This is a genomic window from Rheinheimera nanhaiensis E407-8 (assembly GCF_000296695.1).
Classification (GTDB): domain Bacteria; phylum Pseudomonadota; class Gammaproteobacteria; order Enterobacterales; family Alteromonadaceae; genus Alishewanella; species Alishewanella nanhaiensis.
Map to the genome: position 1 here is coordinate 93620 of NZ_BAFK01000004.1, position 18312 is coordinate 111931.

Consider the following 18312-nt stretch of genomic DNA (forward strand, 5'->3'; position numbering starts at 1 on the left):
GACGATGAGCACTGATGTATTAAAAGTCAAACAACTCAAAAAAGCGTTTCAGTCGGGTCAGCAGCAGCAAGCAGTTCTTAATGGTGTAAGTTTTAGCGTGCATGAAGGCGAATATGTCGCCATTTGCGGCCCTTCCGGTTGTGGTAAATCCACCTTGTTAAATATTTTAGGGCTGCTGGACACCCCTGACAGCGGCGAATATTACATCGATAATTTGTTGGTGTCCGATATGAATGCTGAGCAGCGGGCGCAAATGCGTAGCCGCCGGATTGGTTTTGTATTTCAGGCCTTTAATTTGATTGATGAATATACCGTATTGGATAACGTGGCGTTACCATTAAAATACCGCGGGGACAGCATCAGGCAACGCCAGGCCAGAGCGCTGGAATGTTTGGAGAAAGTCGGCTTAGCCGATAAGGCCGCATTATTTCCCAATCAGTTATCCGGTGGTCAACAGCAGCGGGTGTCGATAGCACGTGCTCTTGCAGCTGATTCCGGCATTATGCTGGTGGATGAGCCCACCGGCAACCTCGACTCGAAAAATGGTGATGCAGTGATGGCGCTGCTGGCCGATTTACATCAACAGGGCACCACCATCATTCTGGTTACCCACGACCCGCGCTATGCCAATATGGCACACCGGCAAATTAATTTGTTGGATGGTCAGGTTGTTAGCAGTACATCTGCCGTGCAACCACTGGAGCAAGAGACATGAGCTGGCACATGATCTGGCGTGGTTTTCAGCAAGCCCGGCAATATTATTTAACTGTAATAATAAGCCTGATATTTACCCTGACCTTGCTATTTAGTGTGCTGAGTCTGGTCAACATTACCTTTTTTGCCCCGCTACCCTATAAAAATGATCAAGCGCTTTATCACATAGGTGCGGAGCTGAATTACCAAGGTGCAGTGCACCAATCCAGCAATGTACAAACCCTGTTTGATTTGCAGCAAAAAAGCCAGCTTATTGAGCAGATGGCGGTGTATTTTAGCTTTCAAACCGAATATAAACTGTTGGATCAACCGACACGTCCCAAAGTACCCGTGCTGTTTGGCGCGCATGATATTTTTGATGTGATGGGGGTGGAACCCTTGTTAGGTCGGCTGTTTAACGAACAGGAACTGTTGGGCAATAAGCAACCCTCGGTGGTGTTAAGTCAGTCTGTCTGGCAGGAACATTATCAAGGCCGCTCTGATATTGTGGGTCAAACGATTCAGCTTAATCAACGTCAGTTTACTGTGATAGGCGTATTAAAGCAGGTATTGGAAATACCGAATTTTAATGATGCATATAAAGCAATTTGGCTGCCGCTGGATATGGATGAACTTGTAGATATCCGCACCTTTAACGGTTATTCCTCCGGTTTTGCTGCTTTGGGTCGGCTAAAGCCGGGAGTAAGCCAACAAGAGGCCGATGCCGAGGCTTATCAGCTTATCAAGCAGGCATCAGCAGAGCGCTCCCCTGAGTTGAAAAGCCTATTTGAGTACTATGGCAAGTTTGTACCGTTACGCCAGCAAATTCAGGGAGACTCCGGCCGTTTGGTGCTCATGCTGCTAACCGGTGTTTCCTTGCTTACTCTGATTGCGCTGGTCAATTTGTCCAGTATGCAACTGGCTCGGGCCGTAAAACGTTTGCAACCCTTAGCGGTGTGTTACGCTTTTGGTGCCAGCAAAAAACAAATGTTTTATCAGGTGTTTCGCCATAATATTGCTTTACTTGCGGGTTCCGGCCTGCTGGCGCTGCTGCTGACATGGCTTGGTTTTGGCGTGATAGCAGAAGTGGCGGCCGAACAACTACCTCGCATCAGTGCATTGCGGATAGATGGCCTGATGTTACTTCTTACCGCACTGGTGCTACTGGTTATTGCGTTGTTATTTAGTTGGATCGAACTTAGTGGTGTACGCGAGCAGCAGTTGATGGCCAGCCTGCAGAGCAGCGGTAAAGGTGCTGGCAAACAACTACGCCAGGGTGTGGCACATAGCTTAATCGGCGTACAGTTATTATTGTCCTTGTTGGTATTGCTGGCCACCGCCCATGTGTTTGTGGCGGCCTGGACCGAAGCAAACCGGCCAACTGGCATAGATAGCACCGACCTGTGGTCAATCACCATTAACTACAGCGATTTAGATAATCGCGAGCAGCAGCAAAACAATCATCGGATCTTGCTGCAAAACCTTGCCGCTTTGCCCGGAGTACAACAAGTAACTGCTGTATCTGAACCTCGCGCAATCAAAACCCGCAACCAGAGTGCGGTAAGTAATGCCCAAGGTGATCTTATTACTTCAGCCCGGCTCATTGCAGTATTGCCGGGTTATTTTCAGTTTTATGGGCTGGAGCTGACAGGCCAGGACTTTAACGCTGAACACGTTGATTTAGAACATTATCCGGTGATTATCAATCAGCGCCTTGCTGATCGGATAGCCCGCTTAAGTGGCCAACCCGCGCTGGGTCAAACTATCGCAGTAAACGATGGCAGCACCCAGCGCCAGATTATCGGCATAGTGGCCAATACCAACTTTCCCGGTAACCCGGGCTTTGAAGTAGATGAAGTGTTTTACCCCCGGGACAATATCGAACGGCGCGACTATAGTTATCTGTTAAAACTCAGTTCCGGCAGCTCGCTAAATGATACCGCACTGTTAGACATGCTGCGTAAACAGGAGCCACGGTTGGATCTGTCAGAGCTGACGACAGTACAGGCGGCTTTTGATCACTTTACGCTGTCAAACCGGCTGGCTGCGGCTTTAGCTGCAACGCTTGCTTTGATGAGCTTACTAACGGTGCTGGCAGGTATTGCCGGCATAGTCAGTTATTTAGTGCAGGCACGGCGCTATCAGCTCGGCGTAGAAATGGCGATGGGTGCCAGTTTAAAGCAATTGCTTAAAGATAATCTGAGCAAGCTGGCGCAGCCTATTGCCGCAGCGTTATTGCTGGGTTTTTGCTGCTTTTTCTTTATCGCTGGTGTAAGCCGTACCCAGCCGGAGCTAATGTTTCAGGCTAATTGGGCTCTGGTGGCCAGCATACTGGGCATACTGACTTTTGCCGCCCTGCTCTGCAGCTTTATACCACTGCGTCGGGTGCTGCTGACTGATCCGGTAAAAGCCTTACGAAACGAGTAATATGCAGGCCTGTAATGATTAAAAATGTGCTAATACCGACTCTTCTATTGATTGCTTGTAAGGCCCAGGCAGAAAACACAGTCTATGCGGTTATAGACCTTCCTCCTTTTGGTTGTCAGCCCACAGAGGAGATGGGTTGCATTAACACAGAGTATACCCAAGTCGTCGCTGACGTCATTGATGATGGCAGCGGCACTATTCAAGCCTTTCCCTATCCAAGAGCGTTAAGCATGTTTGAGAGCGGTCAATCCCCGATTCTCGTTGCGTTAGCGAATAAGCGACTGATAGAACGGGCATATATCACCATTGAGTTGTATTGTGGTGAGTTTTACTTAGTCAGTATGAAAAGAGCAGCGCCACAGGGACGTAAAACCATCTCTTACCTCAGAGGGGCTGATGCCCAAAAAGAGATTGCAGCTTTTGTCAATGCTACACCCTATGAAGTAAATGATTATCGCCAGATTGATGTGATGCTAACAGCAAACAGATTAGATTACGTGATCATCCCGCGTTATATGTATGAGCACGAGGCCGGGAGTGTGTTCAGGAATGCGGAAGTTCTGTCAAAGCATAGGCTGCCGATTGTGCTTTATGTAAGCAAGCAGGCATCGCCGCATCTCGAGAGGATTAAGGCAGCGCTATCACAAGCCTCGTTATCTGGCGCTGAGCAATATCGCTACCTTTTTCCTTAATGCATCAAACTTGCGCCGCCTCAAGCTCGCAATAATGTTCTTTGCGTAACAGCCACACCAGGATGCCAATAGGCAGCAGTAACGCCCAGAAACTCAAGGCCACGTAGCAAAAACCAGCCACTATAGCACCGGTAGCAAAGGCTGCTATAGTCCATAAAGATTTAGACATTCTGACTTTAGTGGCTGTATCACCTTTTCCTAACATCAGCTCCATCGCATCCAGCACGATTTGCGTAACATTACCTGTCATCATCGATGTCGGTGCCAGATGCGGTAACAACAAACGGGTGTAAGCACTGTGCGCGCCCATCGCGGCTGCGCCAAACATGCCGCAAATGATGGCTGCAGTGGTTGGCTCATTACCTATAGGAGAGGCAAGTAAACCCGTTACCATAAAAGCGACCAGTAGCACCAGCTGCAATAAAACGGTCAGTTGGATTTGTAAATTTTGCCGGTGTTTACTGTCAAGCCAAATAGTTAACACGCGAATAGCTGCTATGCCCAGAATAAAGGCCGGAAAAGCTAAAAACTTAATCAGCACAGCTGAACTGGAGTCACTGACTAAATTGGCGCCGATCAGTATAAAATTACCTGTGACCAGGGCCGTCATCAAACCAAATAACGCAACAAACCCTACAGTGTTAACATAGCCCGCCAGAAACCCCAGGCTGATGGCCTGGAAGCGATGTTTAGATTCTATACTCATAATGTGCTTCCTTTTTAACTGCTGTTAAAAGCCGGGGTAGTTAGTGTTATTTGTTCAGCTGCTGTCCTTAGAACGCAAAACAGCTGCAACCTAACACACCCCAAAACGAGTTATGATCCGACACCGGCATATTTGAACGACGCGCCACATCATGTGAATGGCCGTGTACACCACAAGAGCCGGCACACTGGTGTGGCAAACAGTTCAACTGCGGATGCACTCTGGCGTGCCCGGGATACATTGTCACAGGCGACCATTCAGGGATCACCGGAATAGGCGTTGGGCCATGAGTGGAGAAATCGTCAGCGGCGTAAACGACTTTGCCATCAACTACCGTCAGCACCGACTCAATGCCTTTAATTTCTTCTTCCGGCACGGTAAAAAAGTCAGCCGATAACACCACTAAATCAGCCAGTTGCCCTGCTTTAATTCTGCCTTTTTTATCTGTTTCACCAGAAAACCACGCACTGCCTGCGGTCCAGAGTTCCAGGGCGGTATCGCGCGGCAAACAGTCTTTGTCCAGATACAACGGCATGCCGCCGACTGTTTTACCCGACACTAACCAATACAATGCTGTCCACGGATTATGGCTGGCAACCCGCGTTGCGTCTGTGCCACCGCCAACAGGCACCCCCATTTCTAGCATTTTTGCTACCGGTGGCGTGTTTTGCGCAGCTTGCTGGCCATAACGCCTGACAAAGTATTCGCCCTGAAAAGCCATACGGTGCTGAATGGCGATACCGCCACCTAACGCACGCACCCGCTCGATATTTTTCTCTGTGATGGTTTCGGCATGATCGAACAACCAACGCAAGCCGTTAAATGGGGTGTCTTTATTTACTTTTTCAAATACATCCAGCATACGGCTGATCGATTCGTTGTAGGTAGCATGTAAACGGAAGGGCCAGCGGTTTTCCACCAGATGCCGCACCACTTCCTCCAGTTGCTGCTCCATGTCATCAGCTAAGTCCGGTCTGGGTTCAACAAAGTCCTCAAAGTCAGCGGCTGAAAACACTAACATTTCACCGGCACCATTGTGGCGGTAAAAATCATCGCCCTGACCAGGCGTTACCAGCTGAGTCCATCTTTGGAAATCTTCCAGCTCCGCGCCTTTATTTTGGGTAAACAGGTTATAGGCGATACGTACTGTCAGCTGCCTATCTTTTGCCAGCCGTTCCACCACCTGATAATCATCCGGATAGTTCTGAAAGCCGCCGCCGGCGTCAATTACGCTGGTAACACCCAGACGATTAAGTTCACGCATAAACTGCCTGGTCGAGTTAATTTGATGCGACAGTGGCAATGTCGGGCCCTTAGCCAAAGTGGCATACAGGATCAGGGCATTCGGGCGCGCAATTAACATACCGGTTGGGTTGCCTTTTGCATCGCGCTGAATTTCACCACCAGGTGGGTTGGGCGTGTCTTTGGTATAGCCCACGGCTTTTAACGCAGCACGGTTTAATAACGCCCGGTCATAGAGGTGCAGCAAAAATACCGGTGTCTCCGGCGCAGCCTTATTAATTTCATCCAGCGTTGGCATGCGCTTTTCTGCAAACTGAAACTCCGTCCAGCCCCCGACTACCCGTACCCACTGCGGCTGAGGTGTACGATCAGCTTGATTACGTAGCATGGTAAGTGCGTCTGCAACTGACGGCACGCCTTCCCAACGTAACTCCAGATTATAATTTAAGCCACCGCGTATCAGGTGTATATGCGAATCATTTAAACCCGGAATTACAGTATGATTTTTCAGGTCAATTACCCGGCTTTGTTCATTCTGATGACGCAGTACATCAGCCGTTGCCCCCACTTCCACAAATTTGCCGTTGCGGATAAGCACGGCGCTGGCTTTTGGCTGTGCTTTATCCATGGTGTGGAAGTGACCATTGATCAGAATAAGGTCCTGATTTGTAGACGTGTCCATTAGTAAGACTCCGGTATTGTTAGTGTCGTGCACATTGCTACACAAGTGGCGATTAAGATTTTCTGATGTTAGAAGTTTGGTAAAGAATCCTCCATTTGCATAGCTATACAAACGGATAATGGTGAAAAGCATAAAGCGCTTCTAGTATATGAACAGTTCTGACAATTTATGCAGACTAACAAGGTGGCGTCTTGACAGCGGTTGCCAAAATAACGCTTGGTGCTTTTACAACAATCCATTGCACAATCACGTCTTCGTGTCTTAGTAATTTGCGAACTTGTGTTTGGCACAGTGGCTTTATCAATCAGGTCCATTAACGGTATTAAGCCGGACCGGAACTGGCCTATAAGGAGTTTAATCGTGGCAAATCCAAAACTTGAAGTTTTAACCCCACAAAACAGTCAATTTATTATTATCGACCACCAGCCACAAATGGCTTTTGGTGTGCAGTCGATTGACCGACAAGTTCTGAAAAACAACACTGTAGGCCTGGCTAAAGCAGCCAAAATTTTTAACATTCCTACCACCATTACTACGGTAGAAACGCAGGGGTTCTCTGGCTATACCTATCCGGAATTATTAGACGTATTTCCCGGTAAGCCAATATTAGAGCGGACTTCGATGAACTCCTGGGACGATCAAAAAGTGCGTGACGCTTTAGCCAAGAATGGTAAAAAGAAAGTCGTTGTCGCGGGCTTATGGACCGAGGTCTGTAATACCACTTTTGCGTTGTGCGCCATGCTTGAAGGCGGCTATGAAATTTATATGGTTGCAGACGCCTCAGGTGGTACCAGCAAAGATGCTCACGATTATGCAATGCAGCGCATGATTCAGGCCGGAGTAGTGCCGATGACCTGGCAGCAGGTGCTATTAGAATGGCAACGTGATTGGGCTCATAAAGATAGTTACGATGCTGTTATGGCTTTGGTGAAAGAGCATTCCGGCGCTTACGGTATGGGGGTGGATTACGCCTATACCATGGTGCATAAAGCGCCACAACGCGCTACCGGGACTCATGAAACGCTGCCTCCTGTAGCTGCCACTAAATAATTTGCCGCTTGCCTGATAATCCCGTCTTTGCTGCACAGTAAAGGCGGGATCATCTGCCGACAAAACATTGTGCCTGTGGTTACAAATTGGATAGAACCGCATAGCCTTAGGTATTTAAGCATTTATTTCAATGGAGCCTTATATGAAATTATATCTGCTGTCGCTCGGTGTCGGTTTACTGGTTGGTATTATTTATGCCTTATTGCACGTGCGTTCGCCTGCCCCGCCGGCTATCGCGTTACTGGGTTTGCTCGGCATGTTAATTGGTGAGCAAATTGTACCCGCGGTTAAAAAATTGATAATAGGGCAGCCGTTAACTATGCTATGGTTCAAAACCGAGTGTGTTCCTAAAATTACCGGCACGCCGGCAACTTTAGTTTCTAAAGCAGAAACAGAAAAAGATGCTAATCCCAAAGACGATGTCTAACACCTGATGTGTTGATTAAGTGAGCGCTGAACAACTGCAATAATCGATTCAAGGCTACGGACTCCAGAGGATCTTTACTTGCTTAGCAGTATAGGAGTCATATGCAGCAACTTGATAACAAAAGAGATTTGATTGCAATTGTTGATGATGATCTGTCTGTCCGTGCCGGGTTAAACAACTTGTTGAGCTCAGTCGGCTATGAAACTATCTTATTTGAATCAGCCGAAGAGGTATTGCAAAGCAACACTTTATCTCACTTAAGTTTTATGGTGCTTGATGTGAAACTAAAGGGTATTAGTGGTATTGAGTTGTTTGAGCAGTTACGTGCTATCGAAGTGAATATTCCTACTGCGTTTATCTCAGGCAATGCGAATCTGAATACCCAACTGCGGATCGCCCGTGCCGGAGCTGCTTTATTTCTATCAAAACCGGTGGACGTGGAGCTTTTGCTCAGAACGATAGACAATACTCTGAAAGCCTGAATTTTACTTTAGTGCACCGGGTACAAAGCCAGACTGCCCCCGAACCGCCCGGCGATAATCGGACGGGCTCAGCTGCTGATGTTTAAAGAACACCCGAGCCAGTACCTGACTGGACGAATAGCCTACGTTAAAGGCGATCTCCGTGAGTGTCAGGTTCGTTAAAGCAAGAAGCTCGCAGGCTTTCTCCATCCGTAATTGCGTGAAGTAGATGCGTGGTGGTACACCAAAGCTTTGCTTGAACATCCGGGCGAAATGATAAGGTGACAGCTGTGCTTCAGCCGCCAGCTCGTCCAGGCTAATGTCTTGCGACAGCCGCGCACGCATAAACTCCTGACAGTGCCGTTTTGCCCAAGGCGCAAGGCCGCCCTTTGCCGGAGTAAACTGTGCCCCGCCGATCCGACACAGTTCGGCAAGTATCTCGCAACCGGCAGCTTGAGCCAACAAACGCGAAGGGGCCCCTTCTTCTTCAGACAACGCCCACAATTTCCGTAAAGCTGCCCGAATAGCGGGTGAATCAAACACCCGACCATAAAGAAAGGAATTGTCGAAGGAGAACCTCCCCTCTGTCGCTTCGTCCAGCACCCCTTTCCATTTATCCATCGAGAACGCCAGGCTACGAAGCTGATGGCTTTGCTCCATAACCGCTGCAGTGGCAAAATTCGGAGCAGCCAGAGTAAGTCCGCCTTTTTCGCTTCTCAGATCGAAGCGCCCCCCGCCCAAATTGCCAACAACCCGGCTCCCCCCGAGTAAGTCCTCATACAAGACAATCTCCGGCAAAGCCGGCCGGGACATATCCCCGGCAGGTCGCACAACTTCAAGCAAATCCAGGATCCCGCCGGGCGATTTGCTCGTCCGCACGTAGGCTGCCTGTTCCCCCATGCAGTACCACTGGTTAAATGACAAGGCGGTAGGTTCGTTCATTGCGGTGTATCCTGTAAAATGGCCGTGACATTTTCGTCGTCATGCGTATCTACCAACTCAGTGTCAATCCATTGCTCATCAAACTCCTTGACCAGATACACTGTAGGCGGAAAACAAAAAACAGTATTAGCTACCAAAGCACCGCATTCAGCGAACAGCACGACGATACGCAGTCGGGCTCATGTGCTGATATTTAAAGAACACCCTGGCAAGTACCTGGCTGGACGAGTAGCCAATTTGAATGGCTATATCCGTAATTGGAAGATCCGTCAGCGCAAGAAGTTCGCAGGCTTTCTCCATACGCAATTGCGTCAGATAAACGCGGGGCGGTACACCAACACTTTGCTTAAACATACGGGCAAAGTGATAGGGTGACAACTGTGCCTCTGCGGCCAACTCGTCCAGGCTGATGTCTTCCGATAGCCGTGCGTGCATTAACTCCTGACAACACTGTATTGTCGAAGGAGCAAGGCCGCCCCTCGGCGAAATTAATGGTGCTCCACTTAACCGGCACAGTTCGGCCAGTATCTCACAACCTGCGGCTCGCGCCAGCAAACGTGACGGCCTGCCCTCTTCTTCTGCCAAAGCCCAAAGATTCCGCAGCGTTGATTGGATGGCCGGCGAGTGAAATGATCCCCGGTACAGTTGTAAGTCATCTACCGAGCCACCGCCAGCTTCGTCAAGTACATCCTGCCAGTGAGCCACGGGGAAAGATAAGCTATGCAGCTTATGATAGGTGCTGGCGATGACAGTATTGGCAAAATTCGGTGCAGCAAGATAGAGCGCGCCCTTGTCACTTAACTGTTTGAAAGGACCACCTCCGGCGTTGCCCCGAACACAGCCGCCACCTATCTGATCCTGATATAAAACAAGTTCTGGTACCGCCGGGCGAGACATGTCACCGGCTGGCCGGGCGATCTCGATCAAATCGAGGATACCTCCCGGTGCTTTTCGCGCGCGTACATATGATGCGTTTGGGCCCTCACAGTACCATTGTGTGAATGACAAATCGGTAGCTTTGCTCATTGCAGTGAACTCAGTGAAACAATCAGCCCATTATTTGCGTAAAACATTCCTGTTATCAATCAGCAATTTAAACGCTAGTTAGAAAAAAATAATTATTAAAGTATAGCCGACATGGATGCAAAAACGAATTTGCCTTCCATCTGAATTAATGATTATTCCGCAATATCGGCAACGTGACCGCAATTACTGCAACGCACTATTTTCCGCCTCCGGCTATAGTAATGGAGTGGAAAAACAACCGCATCTCCAGCTCTGAATAGAGCCTGTGTACAGCGTGAACCAGGTTTAAAAGTGCCGCCAAACATACTCGTCGTGCCGTAAACGCACTTTTCAGTCGGACTTAAGGGTAATTTATCCCGGACTTATCTGTGCGAGCCTATCAACCCCGGGTAAGTAACCAAGGCAGAGGGAAGAAAACATGAATAACCCCAAAGGCAAGAATACAATCGTAACGGGCTGTTCTCCCGGCATCGGTGCCGCAATACCCTGTTTACAGCAGGCCATACTGTGCTATCACGACTGGCCGACAGAATACACAGCCCTGCAACCTGGAGGGTGCCTTGCCGCAGGCATTGCATTAGGGTCCTATGAACTGTAAAAAACTACGCATTTCTGACGATACCACCAGCCAGCACTTAACTATTCTGCTTCACGCATCCAAAGCTATCTGCGAAGCAACAGATTATGCCGCGTTATTACAAACACTGTTAACCATTATTATTGAACAGGCCGGCGCACAGCGGGTATTCCTGCTTAAATCACAAGACGATAGCGTGATACTGGAAGCAAGAGCACAAACCACCTCTGAAGGTCTGATGATTGAGTCTGTGCAGTGTGAAGCTAATTGGGATGATTTACCCAGGCCCCTGATTAATACTGTTATCCAAACACACAAACTGCTGTATGCCAACGTTGGCCAGCAAAGCAGACCTGATGATCCCGCCCCTTATTTTCAGCGCGTCTCCGGTGTCATTGCCCTTTGTCTACCGGCAATTACACAGGATCGGTTAGTGGCAATTTTTTATATTGAGCTAAGAGAAAATGACAAGCTGTTTAGTAATGAATACCTGAATGTACTGGCTATTCTGGCAGCTCACGCTGCAGCGGCGATAGAAGCTACCCGCTTACAGATTGGTATCGATGAAGTGAACCAGCAGCGGCTGAAGTTGGAGCGGGCATTAAGGCTTGCCGATACATCCTTGGCTTTAGGTGAGCAAATCAGCAGAACCGGTAGCTGGCGCTGGGAGCTGCAGACCAACACCTTAGTTTGCTCAGAAGAGTTTTGCCACATCTTTGATTTAGCCCCTGAACACCGCACTATTTCATTTGCTGATTTTGCGGCATGTATTCACCCGGATGACAAAAAATCGGTGTTAGACCGCATTCATTACGCCGTGCAAATGGAAACAGCCATCAATGTGGAATACCGTATTCTAAAAGCCGACGGTAGCGTTTTGTATTTGACCGGACAAGGTTGCCCGGTCTTTGGCGCTGGCAAACTCGTTGATTATGTTGGCACAGTGAATGATGTGACGGCAAAGCATGCTTCGGAGAATGCCTTACGTGCCGCCCAGGACGATTTAGCCCGGATGTGCCGTATTACCACCATGGGGCAATTAACCTCGTCTATTGCCCACGAAATTAATCAACCTCTAATGTCTATTGCCGCCAATGCCGGCGCAGGTTTGCGCTGGCTGCACCGTCCGGTTCCGGACTTACAACAAGTCAGCAACAGTTTACAGGCGATTGCAGCCGATGGACAAAGAGCAGGACAAATTGTGCAAAGCCTGCGGACTTTGACTAAAAATACCAAAGCATCGCTGAGTGTGCTGGATATACATGATGCACTGAAATGTATTCTGGCCATAGCGCGCTGCGAAATTGAAAGGCGCCAGGTATTATTAGAACTGCATCTGGATGCGCAATTGTCACATATTCGTGGTGATATAGTGCAATTACAGCAGGTGATGTTGAATCTGCTAATGAATGCCATAGAGGCAATGAGTGAAGTCAGCAACAGACAAAGAGTATTAACCATCTCCACTTTTACAAAAGATGAGCAGGATATTTTTATCAAAGTCGAAGATACCGGGCCAGGTATTAGTGATGAGATAAAAGACCGTTTATTTGAAGCCTTCTATACTACTAAGAAAGATGGCATGGGCATGGGGCTGGCAATTTGCCATTCTATTGTCGAGATGCATGGCGGCACATTATCTGCAGCGCTACGTCAGCCTGTAGGTAGCGTGTTTACATTTTCTATCCCCTTAGCCAAAAACTAAAGCTAAGCACCAAGCGGAGGAAACAAATGAGTGGCTTGGTTATGGTAGTGGAAGATGAAGCTCCGGTGCGAGCAGCGCTGGTAAGGCTGCTGCAGTCAGCTGATTATAAAGTGCGGGATTTTGCATCTGGTAGAGACTTTCTTTGTAGCGACATGCCACAAGCTCCGGCTTGTTTGCTACTGGATATGCAGATGCCCGATATTACGGGTATGGACATTCTCGAGCAATTAACTGATAAGGACGCCCGGATGCCGGTGATTTTTATCACGGGTCATGGCTCTATTCCGTTGAGTGTGCAGGCGATGAAGTTGGGGGCCAGAGAGTTTTTGACCAAACCGGTTAACCCGGACGAGTTATTAGCCGCCGTGAATGAAGCTTTAGCATCTGATCAAGCAAATCTGCAGCTGCGGCTTGAACAAAACGAGCTGACAACCCGCTATAACTCGCTGACACCACGTGAGCAACAGGTACTGGAGTTCATTATTGGCGGTTTGTTGATCAAACAAATTGCGGCTGAACTGGAAGTGAGTGAAATTACCATAAAAGTGCATAAAAGGCAGATAATGGACAAAATGCGAACCAAATCAATTACCGATCTGGTGCGTATTACTGAACGCTTGCATATTGCTCAGGCCAGAGGTCGCTGAAATATCTGGCTATTTAGCCGTTAGTATCGTGTTTCAAACTGCGCTCTATGCGCTGATCGGGGATTAACCAAAGCATGGCAACAGCAATATAAATAGCTAAAGCCAGCCACTGAGAAACAAAAGATAACAGTATACCCAGCAGATAACACAGCATAGATAAACGGCCTTTCCAATCTTTTCCTACCGCGTATTTCAGCTTAGATTGCTCGCCCTGCGACACTATAATTCGGTATTCCAGTATCCAGTAAGCTACAGAGGCCATCAGCAAGACAAAACCATACAAAGCAACCGGTTGAGCTGAGAAACGGCTTTCCCCCATCCATGCGGTGGTGAAGGGAATTAAAGACAACCAGAATAGCAAATGCAGATTGGCCCACAGCATAGACCCCGTCACTTTGTCACAGACATACAACATATAATGATGGTTGTTCCAGTAAATGCCCAGGTAGATAAAACTCATCACATAACTGAATATCACCGGCGCCAAAGGCCACAATGCCTCTAAGCTGTGGCCGGCCGGACTGCGCATTTCCAGCACCATAATAGTGATAACAATGGCAAGCACACCATCAAACAGGGCTTCCAGTCTGTTTTTACCCATAACCCCCACCTATATCTGCCATGATAAATCTCAAATTCATGCTGAAAAACCTAATTGCTACGGCTATCACTTTACTTCAACAGAGCATCAAATGAACCTATACCTAGGCATAGTATTTTCAGATTTGATTGATGTTATTCTGCTTATACTCAGCGTGGTTGCCGATGATTTCTTTTTGGCAATTGCTCTGAGCGCAGAAATTACACTGCGTTACCAGCTATGGGGAACTATTGTTAGGAGCAGCTATTTAGTACAGACGACTTTATCAAAATTAGTTCATAAGGCTTATCAAGATGAAAACAATTTATTTAATATTGGTTCTTCTGTCCACTTTTGTTGTCCATGCTTATGCGCAACAAAAGCCCTATATGGATTATGTGCTCAGCTGGGACGGAGACACCTCAATACTGGAGGTCGAACTGACGTATTCTGCATCGCAAAAAGACAGTACTGTATTTGTATTCGGAGACCCTAGTTTTGGCGGGCAGAATGATATATTTAACGTCATCAAAAATATCCGTGTTAGCGAGCCTGAAGTGGTCAGGATTGACTCTGCGACCAGACAGATCACCGTCTATCACAACGGGGCTAAAGTACCCCAGCTCCGTTATGAAATAGACGGTTCGTTTAACGAGTCTCAACCAACGGTAGCATCTCAAACGGAACTGTTCAGGCCAGTTATCAGCAAAGGATTCTTAACCCTGGTAAATAAGCAATTTACCCTGGAAATAACCGATGAAAGTAATCCGTTGGTATCCTTCATATGGCGTGATCATCCGGAAAACTTCAACTATTTCAATTCCGTTGTTCCGTCTCAAACTGATCCATCGCAAAAACTTTCAGCCTATTACAACCAGGTTTCTGAAATGGTGTATTTTGTTATGGGGAGCAATATTGATGTTAGGGAATACAATGTTATGGGAATTCCCTATTATAGTGTGACTACGAAAGAAGATAAGTATGGCAATGACTTGCAGGGCAGTCTCAGCCCTTTTTTCGAACGCTATTTCCCGAGCATCCACAGATTTTGGAACGATACTGATTTTCCGTTCTATTTTTTAGCCGCATCGGCACTGCAAAATAATCAAAAAGAAATAGGAGCAGGTGGCTTTGGGATCAGAAACGGCTTTGTAATGAAGCTGGGAAGAGCATTTGGTACCTGGGAAAAGTATGTAACAGCACACGAAACCGCCCACACCTGGGTAGGGATAAAAATGATGTTGGGTAAGGCGAGTTTTGATCATCAATGGTTTGGTGAAGGGTTTAACGACTACACCACGCTCATTAATTTGGCAAACAGCAAAATTTACGGGCAAGAGGAGTTTCTGCATTACCTGAACGAAGAGACGCTAAAAAAGCATTACGAGAGCGAGGTTAAAGGGGCACCTAATGATGCCATTGCCGCAAATTATTGGACCGACTATGCCAATTATGGAAAACTTCCCTACAGACGGGGTCTTATCTACGCTTTTTATCTGGATAACCAAATCAGGTTGGCGTCAAATGGAAAATTCACCCTGAGGAATATGCTGCTTGACCTCTACCGGTATAGAAAGGCCAAAAGTAAGGATGAGGCTTTAACTGTTGATGATTTTATAAGCGCAGGCGCTACTTATATCGACAAAGCGGCGCTATCACAACAAGTAAAACAGTTTATGATAGAAGGGATCCCTATTGATTTTAACAGTGTAAAGCTGATAGACGCATTCAATGTTGAAATCAACGATAGCATACCAAAGCTAAACTTGAGTGAAGGAGCCGACCTGGCAACAATATATCAATGGTAATAAGACTTAGCGCTGCCAGCTTTGACACTTCAGACAGCCGTCTTTGAGACTTTAAATTTTTCTGATTTAACGGCGTCAGGCCGGTACTAATTGGTACCAGGCCTGAAACTCTGACGCAGTTACTCCTTGCTCTTGGGTCGCGGTTTAAACAAAGGCAGAGGTTCCGGCGCCGCTAAATTGCCGCGGACAAATAAGCGCCCCCGCTCTAGGCCGCCGATCAGCTCTAACTCCAGCCGCTCTGCATCACGCTGACGCACTTCGTTAATGGCATCCCTTGCCTGTTCTTCTTCGAAACCCAACCCTGTCAGCACAGCCTTACTAAATACTAATGCCGATTCGAATGTCTCGCGGAGCTGAAACGCTACCCCCGCTTTGATTAACCGCAATGAATGGCCGCGATCATATGAACGGACATACAGTTTGGTCATCGGAAAAGCTGATTGGCATAGCTCGACAATTCGGTTTGCTGTCTCAGGGTTATCAACACACACCACTATTACTTCGGCAGTTTCTGCACCCGATGCCCGTAATACATCCAGACGCGTACCATCGCCATAATGCACCTTAAAACCGAAGTTGGCCGCAGATCGGATCATATCTACGTTGCTTTCAATCACAGAGAGTTCGACACGTTGCGCGAGTAACGCCTGACTGGCCACTTGGGCGAACCGGCCAAAGCCAATACAAAGCACCTGACCGCGCAGACCATCAGCCTTATCGATACCGCTAAGATCGGTGATAAGCGCTCCCCTGCGCATTTTCGCCTGAACAAGCAACACAATGGGCGTAAGCGCCATAGAAATAATGACAATCGCGCTCATGATGGCTGATGCACGCCCGTCAAATATACCCGCTGCCGTCGCGGCAGCATAGAGGACAAAAGCAAACTCGCCGCCTTGTGCAAACAACGCCGTCCTTTGCATAGCAGTAGCATGTGTTGTGCGTGTCAAACGGGCGACAGCATAAATGCCAAGCCCCTTTACCAGCATAAAGACGATGACACCGCCCAACACCATGCGCCACTCACCGGCAACAATCTGCAGGTTTAGCGACATGCCAACACTCAGAAAGAATAAGCCTAGCAGGATGCCGCGAAACGGCTCGATATCCGCCTCTAACTGATGGCGGAAGTTAGACTCAGCAAGTAACACGCCTGCGACAAAAGCGCCCATTGCCATCGACAGTCCCACGCTTTGCATAAACACGGCCGAGCCTAAGACGACCAGCAATGCAGCAGCGGTGAGTACTTCCCGTGCACCGGTGCGGGCGATGATCCTGAAAAACGGATCAAGCAACCAGTGTCCGGCTATCAGTAACGCCGCCAACCCTATAACGGCGATAGCGGCAGATTGCCAAAAGGGCGCGGTGTTGGCGTCTGCCGGGTTGGCTAATGCGCCCCATAGCGCAACCAAGGCCAATAAAGGTACTATTGCCAGGTCTTCCAACAGCAGGATGGAAATAGAACGCTGCCCTTCAGCAGAGGTTGTTTCGCCTTGCTCTTGCAGCAGTTGCATAATGACTGCGGTAGATGACAGCACAAAACCCATAGCCCCAACCACTGCAACGGGAAATGATACCCCCGCCGCCGTCGCGACCAGCGTCAGCAAGATACCGCAGGTGGCGACCTGCGCTACGCCAAGCCCGAATATCTGCCGGCGCAAGGTCCACAATTTGGCCGGGCGCATCTCCAGACCAATGATAAACAAAAACATGACAACGCCTAACTCAGCAGTGTGCAATAGTGTTTCGGGGCTGCTAATCAACCCCAAACCGAAAGGACCTACCGCAAGACCTGCAGCCAGATAGCCCAGCACAGAGCCCAGCCCCAAACGTCGGAACAGGGGTACAGCAACAGTGGCTGCCGCTAATAAAACAACCGCCTGAACCAGGCTAAAACCAGAAGTATCCACCCGCAGCCTCCTTAGGCAACCATTTAGGCGTTAAGTACATTCATAAAGCCGGGGGTGATGGCTTGCGCAATGCGGGACTTTGCTGTTGTTATTGCGATCTCGCGTGCTTCAGGCCCGTGACCTATCTTTTCGGCATGCACAAAGCTGATATCGGTTAGACCGATAAACCCCAATAGCGTCCTCAGATAGGGCTCCTGGAAATCCATCGCTTTAGCAGGACCTTCAGAATAGAGCCCGCCCCGCGATTCGATAACGATTACGCGCTTGTTTTGCAGCAGCCCCTGCACAGAACCGTCTTTATAGGCAAAAGTAACCCGCGGCCGCAGTACATGATCAAACCAGGCTCGCAGCGACGTTGGTATACTGAAGTTGTACATCGGCGCGCCGATCACGATAACATCTGCAGTCTTTAATTCAGCGATCAGCTCGTCCGAAAGCGCTTGTGCGGCTAATTCAGCTGGTGTTTCAGCAACGGCCCTGATGCCGGCAACTGTAGCCGATGTCAGGTGTGGAATAGCGGCATCACCCAGATCACGATAGGTAATCTCTGCGTTAGGCTCTGTTGCCTGCAAACGCTGAACGGTTTCTGCGACCAGTAACCGTGACACTGATGCATCGCCTGAAAGGCTGCTGTTTATAACCAGGATTTTACTCATGAGTGTTGCTCCTTTGGGTTAAACATTGAAATTACGATGAGGTTTATGAGCCGCTACGAAGTAGCCGGTTGGATAATTGAA

The 18312-nt window shown here is 48.4% G+C and carries 16 protein-coding genes; 9 read left to right on the top strand and 7 right to left on the bottom strand.

What is annotated here, in order from left to right:
• The first annotated feature begins 4 nt into the window (after positions 1-4).
• Genes RNAN_RS04590 through RNAN_RS04600 form a run of 3 tightly spaced genes read left to right on the top strand, consistent with a single transcriptional unit; the run spans position 5 to position 3812 of the window.
• Positions 5-715, top strand: coding sequence for an ABC transporter ATP-binding protein (locus RNAN_RS04590; protein WP_008219253.1), 711 nt, complete (start codon positions 5-7; stop codon positions 713-715).
• Entirely contained in the window at positions 712-3120 is a 2409-nt protein-coding gene (locus RNAN_RS04595; RefSeq protein ID WP_008219255.1) for an ABC transporter permease, read from the top strand. Before RNAN_RS04590 ends, RNAN_RS04595 begins: the two co-directional genes overlap by 4 nt.
• Positions 3121-3134: 14 nt before the next feature.
• Positions 3135-3812 carry a hypothetical protein gene (locus RNAN_RS04600; protein WP_040551684.1) on the top strand — a complete coding sequence of 226 codons (678 nt, stop codon included), beginning with the start codon at positions 3135-3137 and terminating at the stop codon, positions 3810-3812.
• Positions 3813-3816: 4 nt separating this feature from the next.
• Here the strand turns inward: RNAN_RS04600 and RNAN_RS04605 are convergent, their stop codons facing one another.
• Both RNAN_RS04605 and RNAN_RS04610 read right to left on the bottom strand, forming a co-directional pair.
• Complete coding sequence (locus RNAN_RS04605; RefSeq protein WP_008219257.1) at positions 3817-4518, bottom strand: YoaK family protein; 702 nt, start codon at positions 4516-4518, stop codon at positions 3817-3819.
• 67 nt (positions 4519-4585) lie between these two features.
• Positions 4586-6442 carry an amidohydrolase gene (locus RNAN_RS04610; protein WP_008219259.1) on the bottom strand — a complete coding sequence of 619 codons (1857 nt, stop codon included), beginning with the start codon at positions 6440-6442 and terminating at the stop codon, positions 4586-4588.
• Positions 6443-6802: 360 nt separating this feature from the next.
• On the opposite strand from RNAN_RS04610, the gene RNAN_RS04615 reads away from it, so the two are divergent.
• The 3 genes from RNAN_RS04615 to RNAN_RS04625 all read left to right on the top strand — a co-directional run bounded on the left by RNAN_RS04615 (position 6803) and on the right by RNAN_RS04625 (position 8401).
• Entirely contained in the window at positions 6803-7492 is a 690-nt protein-coding gene (locus RNAN_RS04615; RefSeq protein ID WP_008219260.1) for a hydrolase, read from the top strand.
• 130 nt (positions 7493-7622) lie between these two features.
• Positions 7623-7919, top strand: a complete 297-nt coding sequence (locus tag RNAN_RS04620; protein WP_008219263.1) for a DUF1427 family protein — start codon at positions 7623-7625, stop codon at positions 7917-7919.
• Between the two features lie 101 nt (positions 7920-8020).
• Complete coding sequence (locus RNAN_RS04625) at positions 8021-8401, top strand: response regulator transcription factor (RefSeq protein ID WP_008219265.1); 381 nt, start codon at positions 8021-8023, stop codon at positions 8399-8401.
• A 3-nt stretch (positions 8402-8404) separates the two neighbouring features.
• Here the strand turns inward: RNAN_RS04625 and RNAN_RS04630 are convergent, their stop codons facing one another.
• The gene (locus RNAN_RS04630; RefSeq protein ID WP_008219267.1) at positions 8405-9322 is read right to left on the bottom strand and encodes a helix-turn-helix domain-containing protein; all 918 of its coding nucleotides are present in this window, start codon (positions 9320-9322) and stop codon (positions 8405-8407) included.
• Between the two features lie 147 nt (positions 9323-9469).
• Positions 9470-10249, bottom strand: a complete 780-nt coding sequence (locus RNAN_RS04635) for a helix-turn-helix domain-containing protein (protein WP_237739891.1) — start codon at positions 10247-10249, stop codon at positions 9470-9472.
• Between the two features lie 686 nt (positions 10250-10935).
• Here RNAN_RS04635 and RNAN_RS04640 point away from each other — a divergent pair.
• Both RNAN_RS04640 and RNAN_RS04645 read left to right on the top strand, forming a co-directional pair.
• Positions 10936-12630, top strand: coding sequence for a PAS domain-containing sensor histidine kinase (locus RNAN_RS04640; RefSeq protein ID WP_008219272.1), 1695 nt, complete (start codon positions 10936-10938; stop codon positions 12628-12630).
• A 26-nt stretch (positions 12631-12656) separates the two neighbouring features.
• A complete protein-coding gene (locus tag RNAN_RS04645; RefSeq protein ID WP_008219274.1) occupies positions 12657-13277 on the top strand; it encodes a response regulator transcription factor in 621 nt (206 codons plus the stop codon).
• 13 nt (positions 13278-13290) lie between these two features.
• Here the strand turns inward: RNAN_RS04645 and RNAN_RS04650 are convergent, their stop codons facing one another.
• The gene (locus RNAN_RS04650) at positions 13291-13878 is read right to left on the bottom strand and encodes a TMEM175 family protein (protein WP_008219276.1); all 588 of its coding nucleotides are present in this window, start codon (positions 13876-13878) and stop codon (positions 13291-13293) included.
• A gap of 293 nt (positions 13879-14171) precedes the next feature.
• On the opposite strand from RNAN_RS04650, the gene RNAN_RS04655 reads away from it, so the two are divergent.
• Positions 14172-15665 carry a hypothetical protein gene (locus RNAN_RS04655; protein ID WP_008219278.1) on the top strand — a complete coding sequence of 498 codons (1494 nt, stop codon included), beginning with the start codon at positions 14172-14174 and terminating at the stop codon, positions 15663-15665.
• A 119-nt stretch (positions 15666-15784) separates the two neighbouring features.
• On the opposite strand, the gene RNAN_RS04660 is transcribed toward RNAN_RS04655, so the two are convergent.
• Together RNAN_RS04660 and RNAN_RS04665 are read right to left on the bottom strand one after the other, a co-directional pair.
• Positions 15785-17575 (bottom strand): monovalent cation:proton antiporter-2 (CPA2) family protein, encoded by a 1791-nt coding sequence (locus RNAN_RS04660; RefSeq protein ID WP_008219280.1) that lies wholly within the window; start codon positions 17573-17575, stop codon positions 15785-15787.
• A gap of 23 nt (positions 17576-17598) precedes the next feature.
• On the bottom strand, positions 17599-18231 hold the full coding sequence (locus RNAN_RS04665; RefSeq protein WP_008219282.1) for an FMN-dependent NADH-azoreductase: 633 nt from the start codon (positions 18229-18231) through the stop codon (positions 17599-17601).
• Positions 18232-18312: the final 81 nt, after the last annotated feature.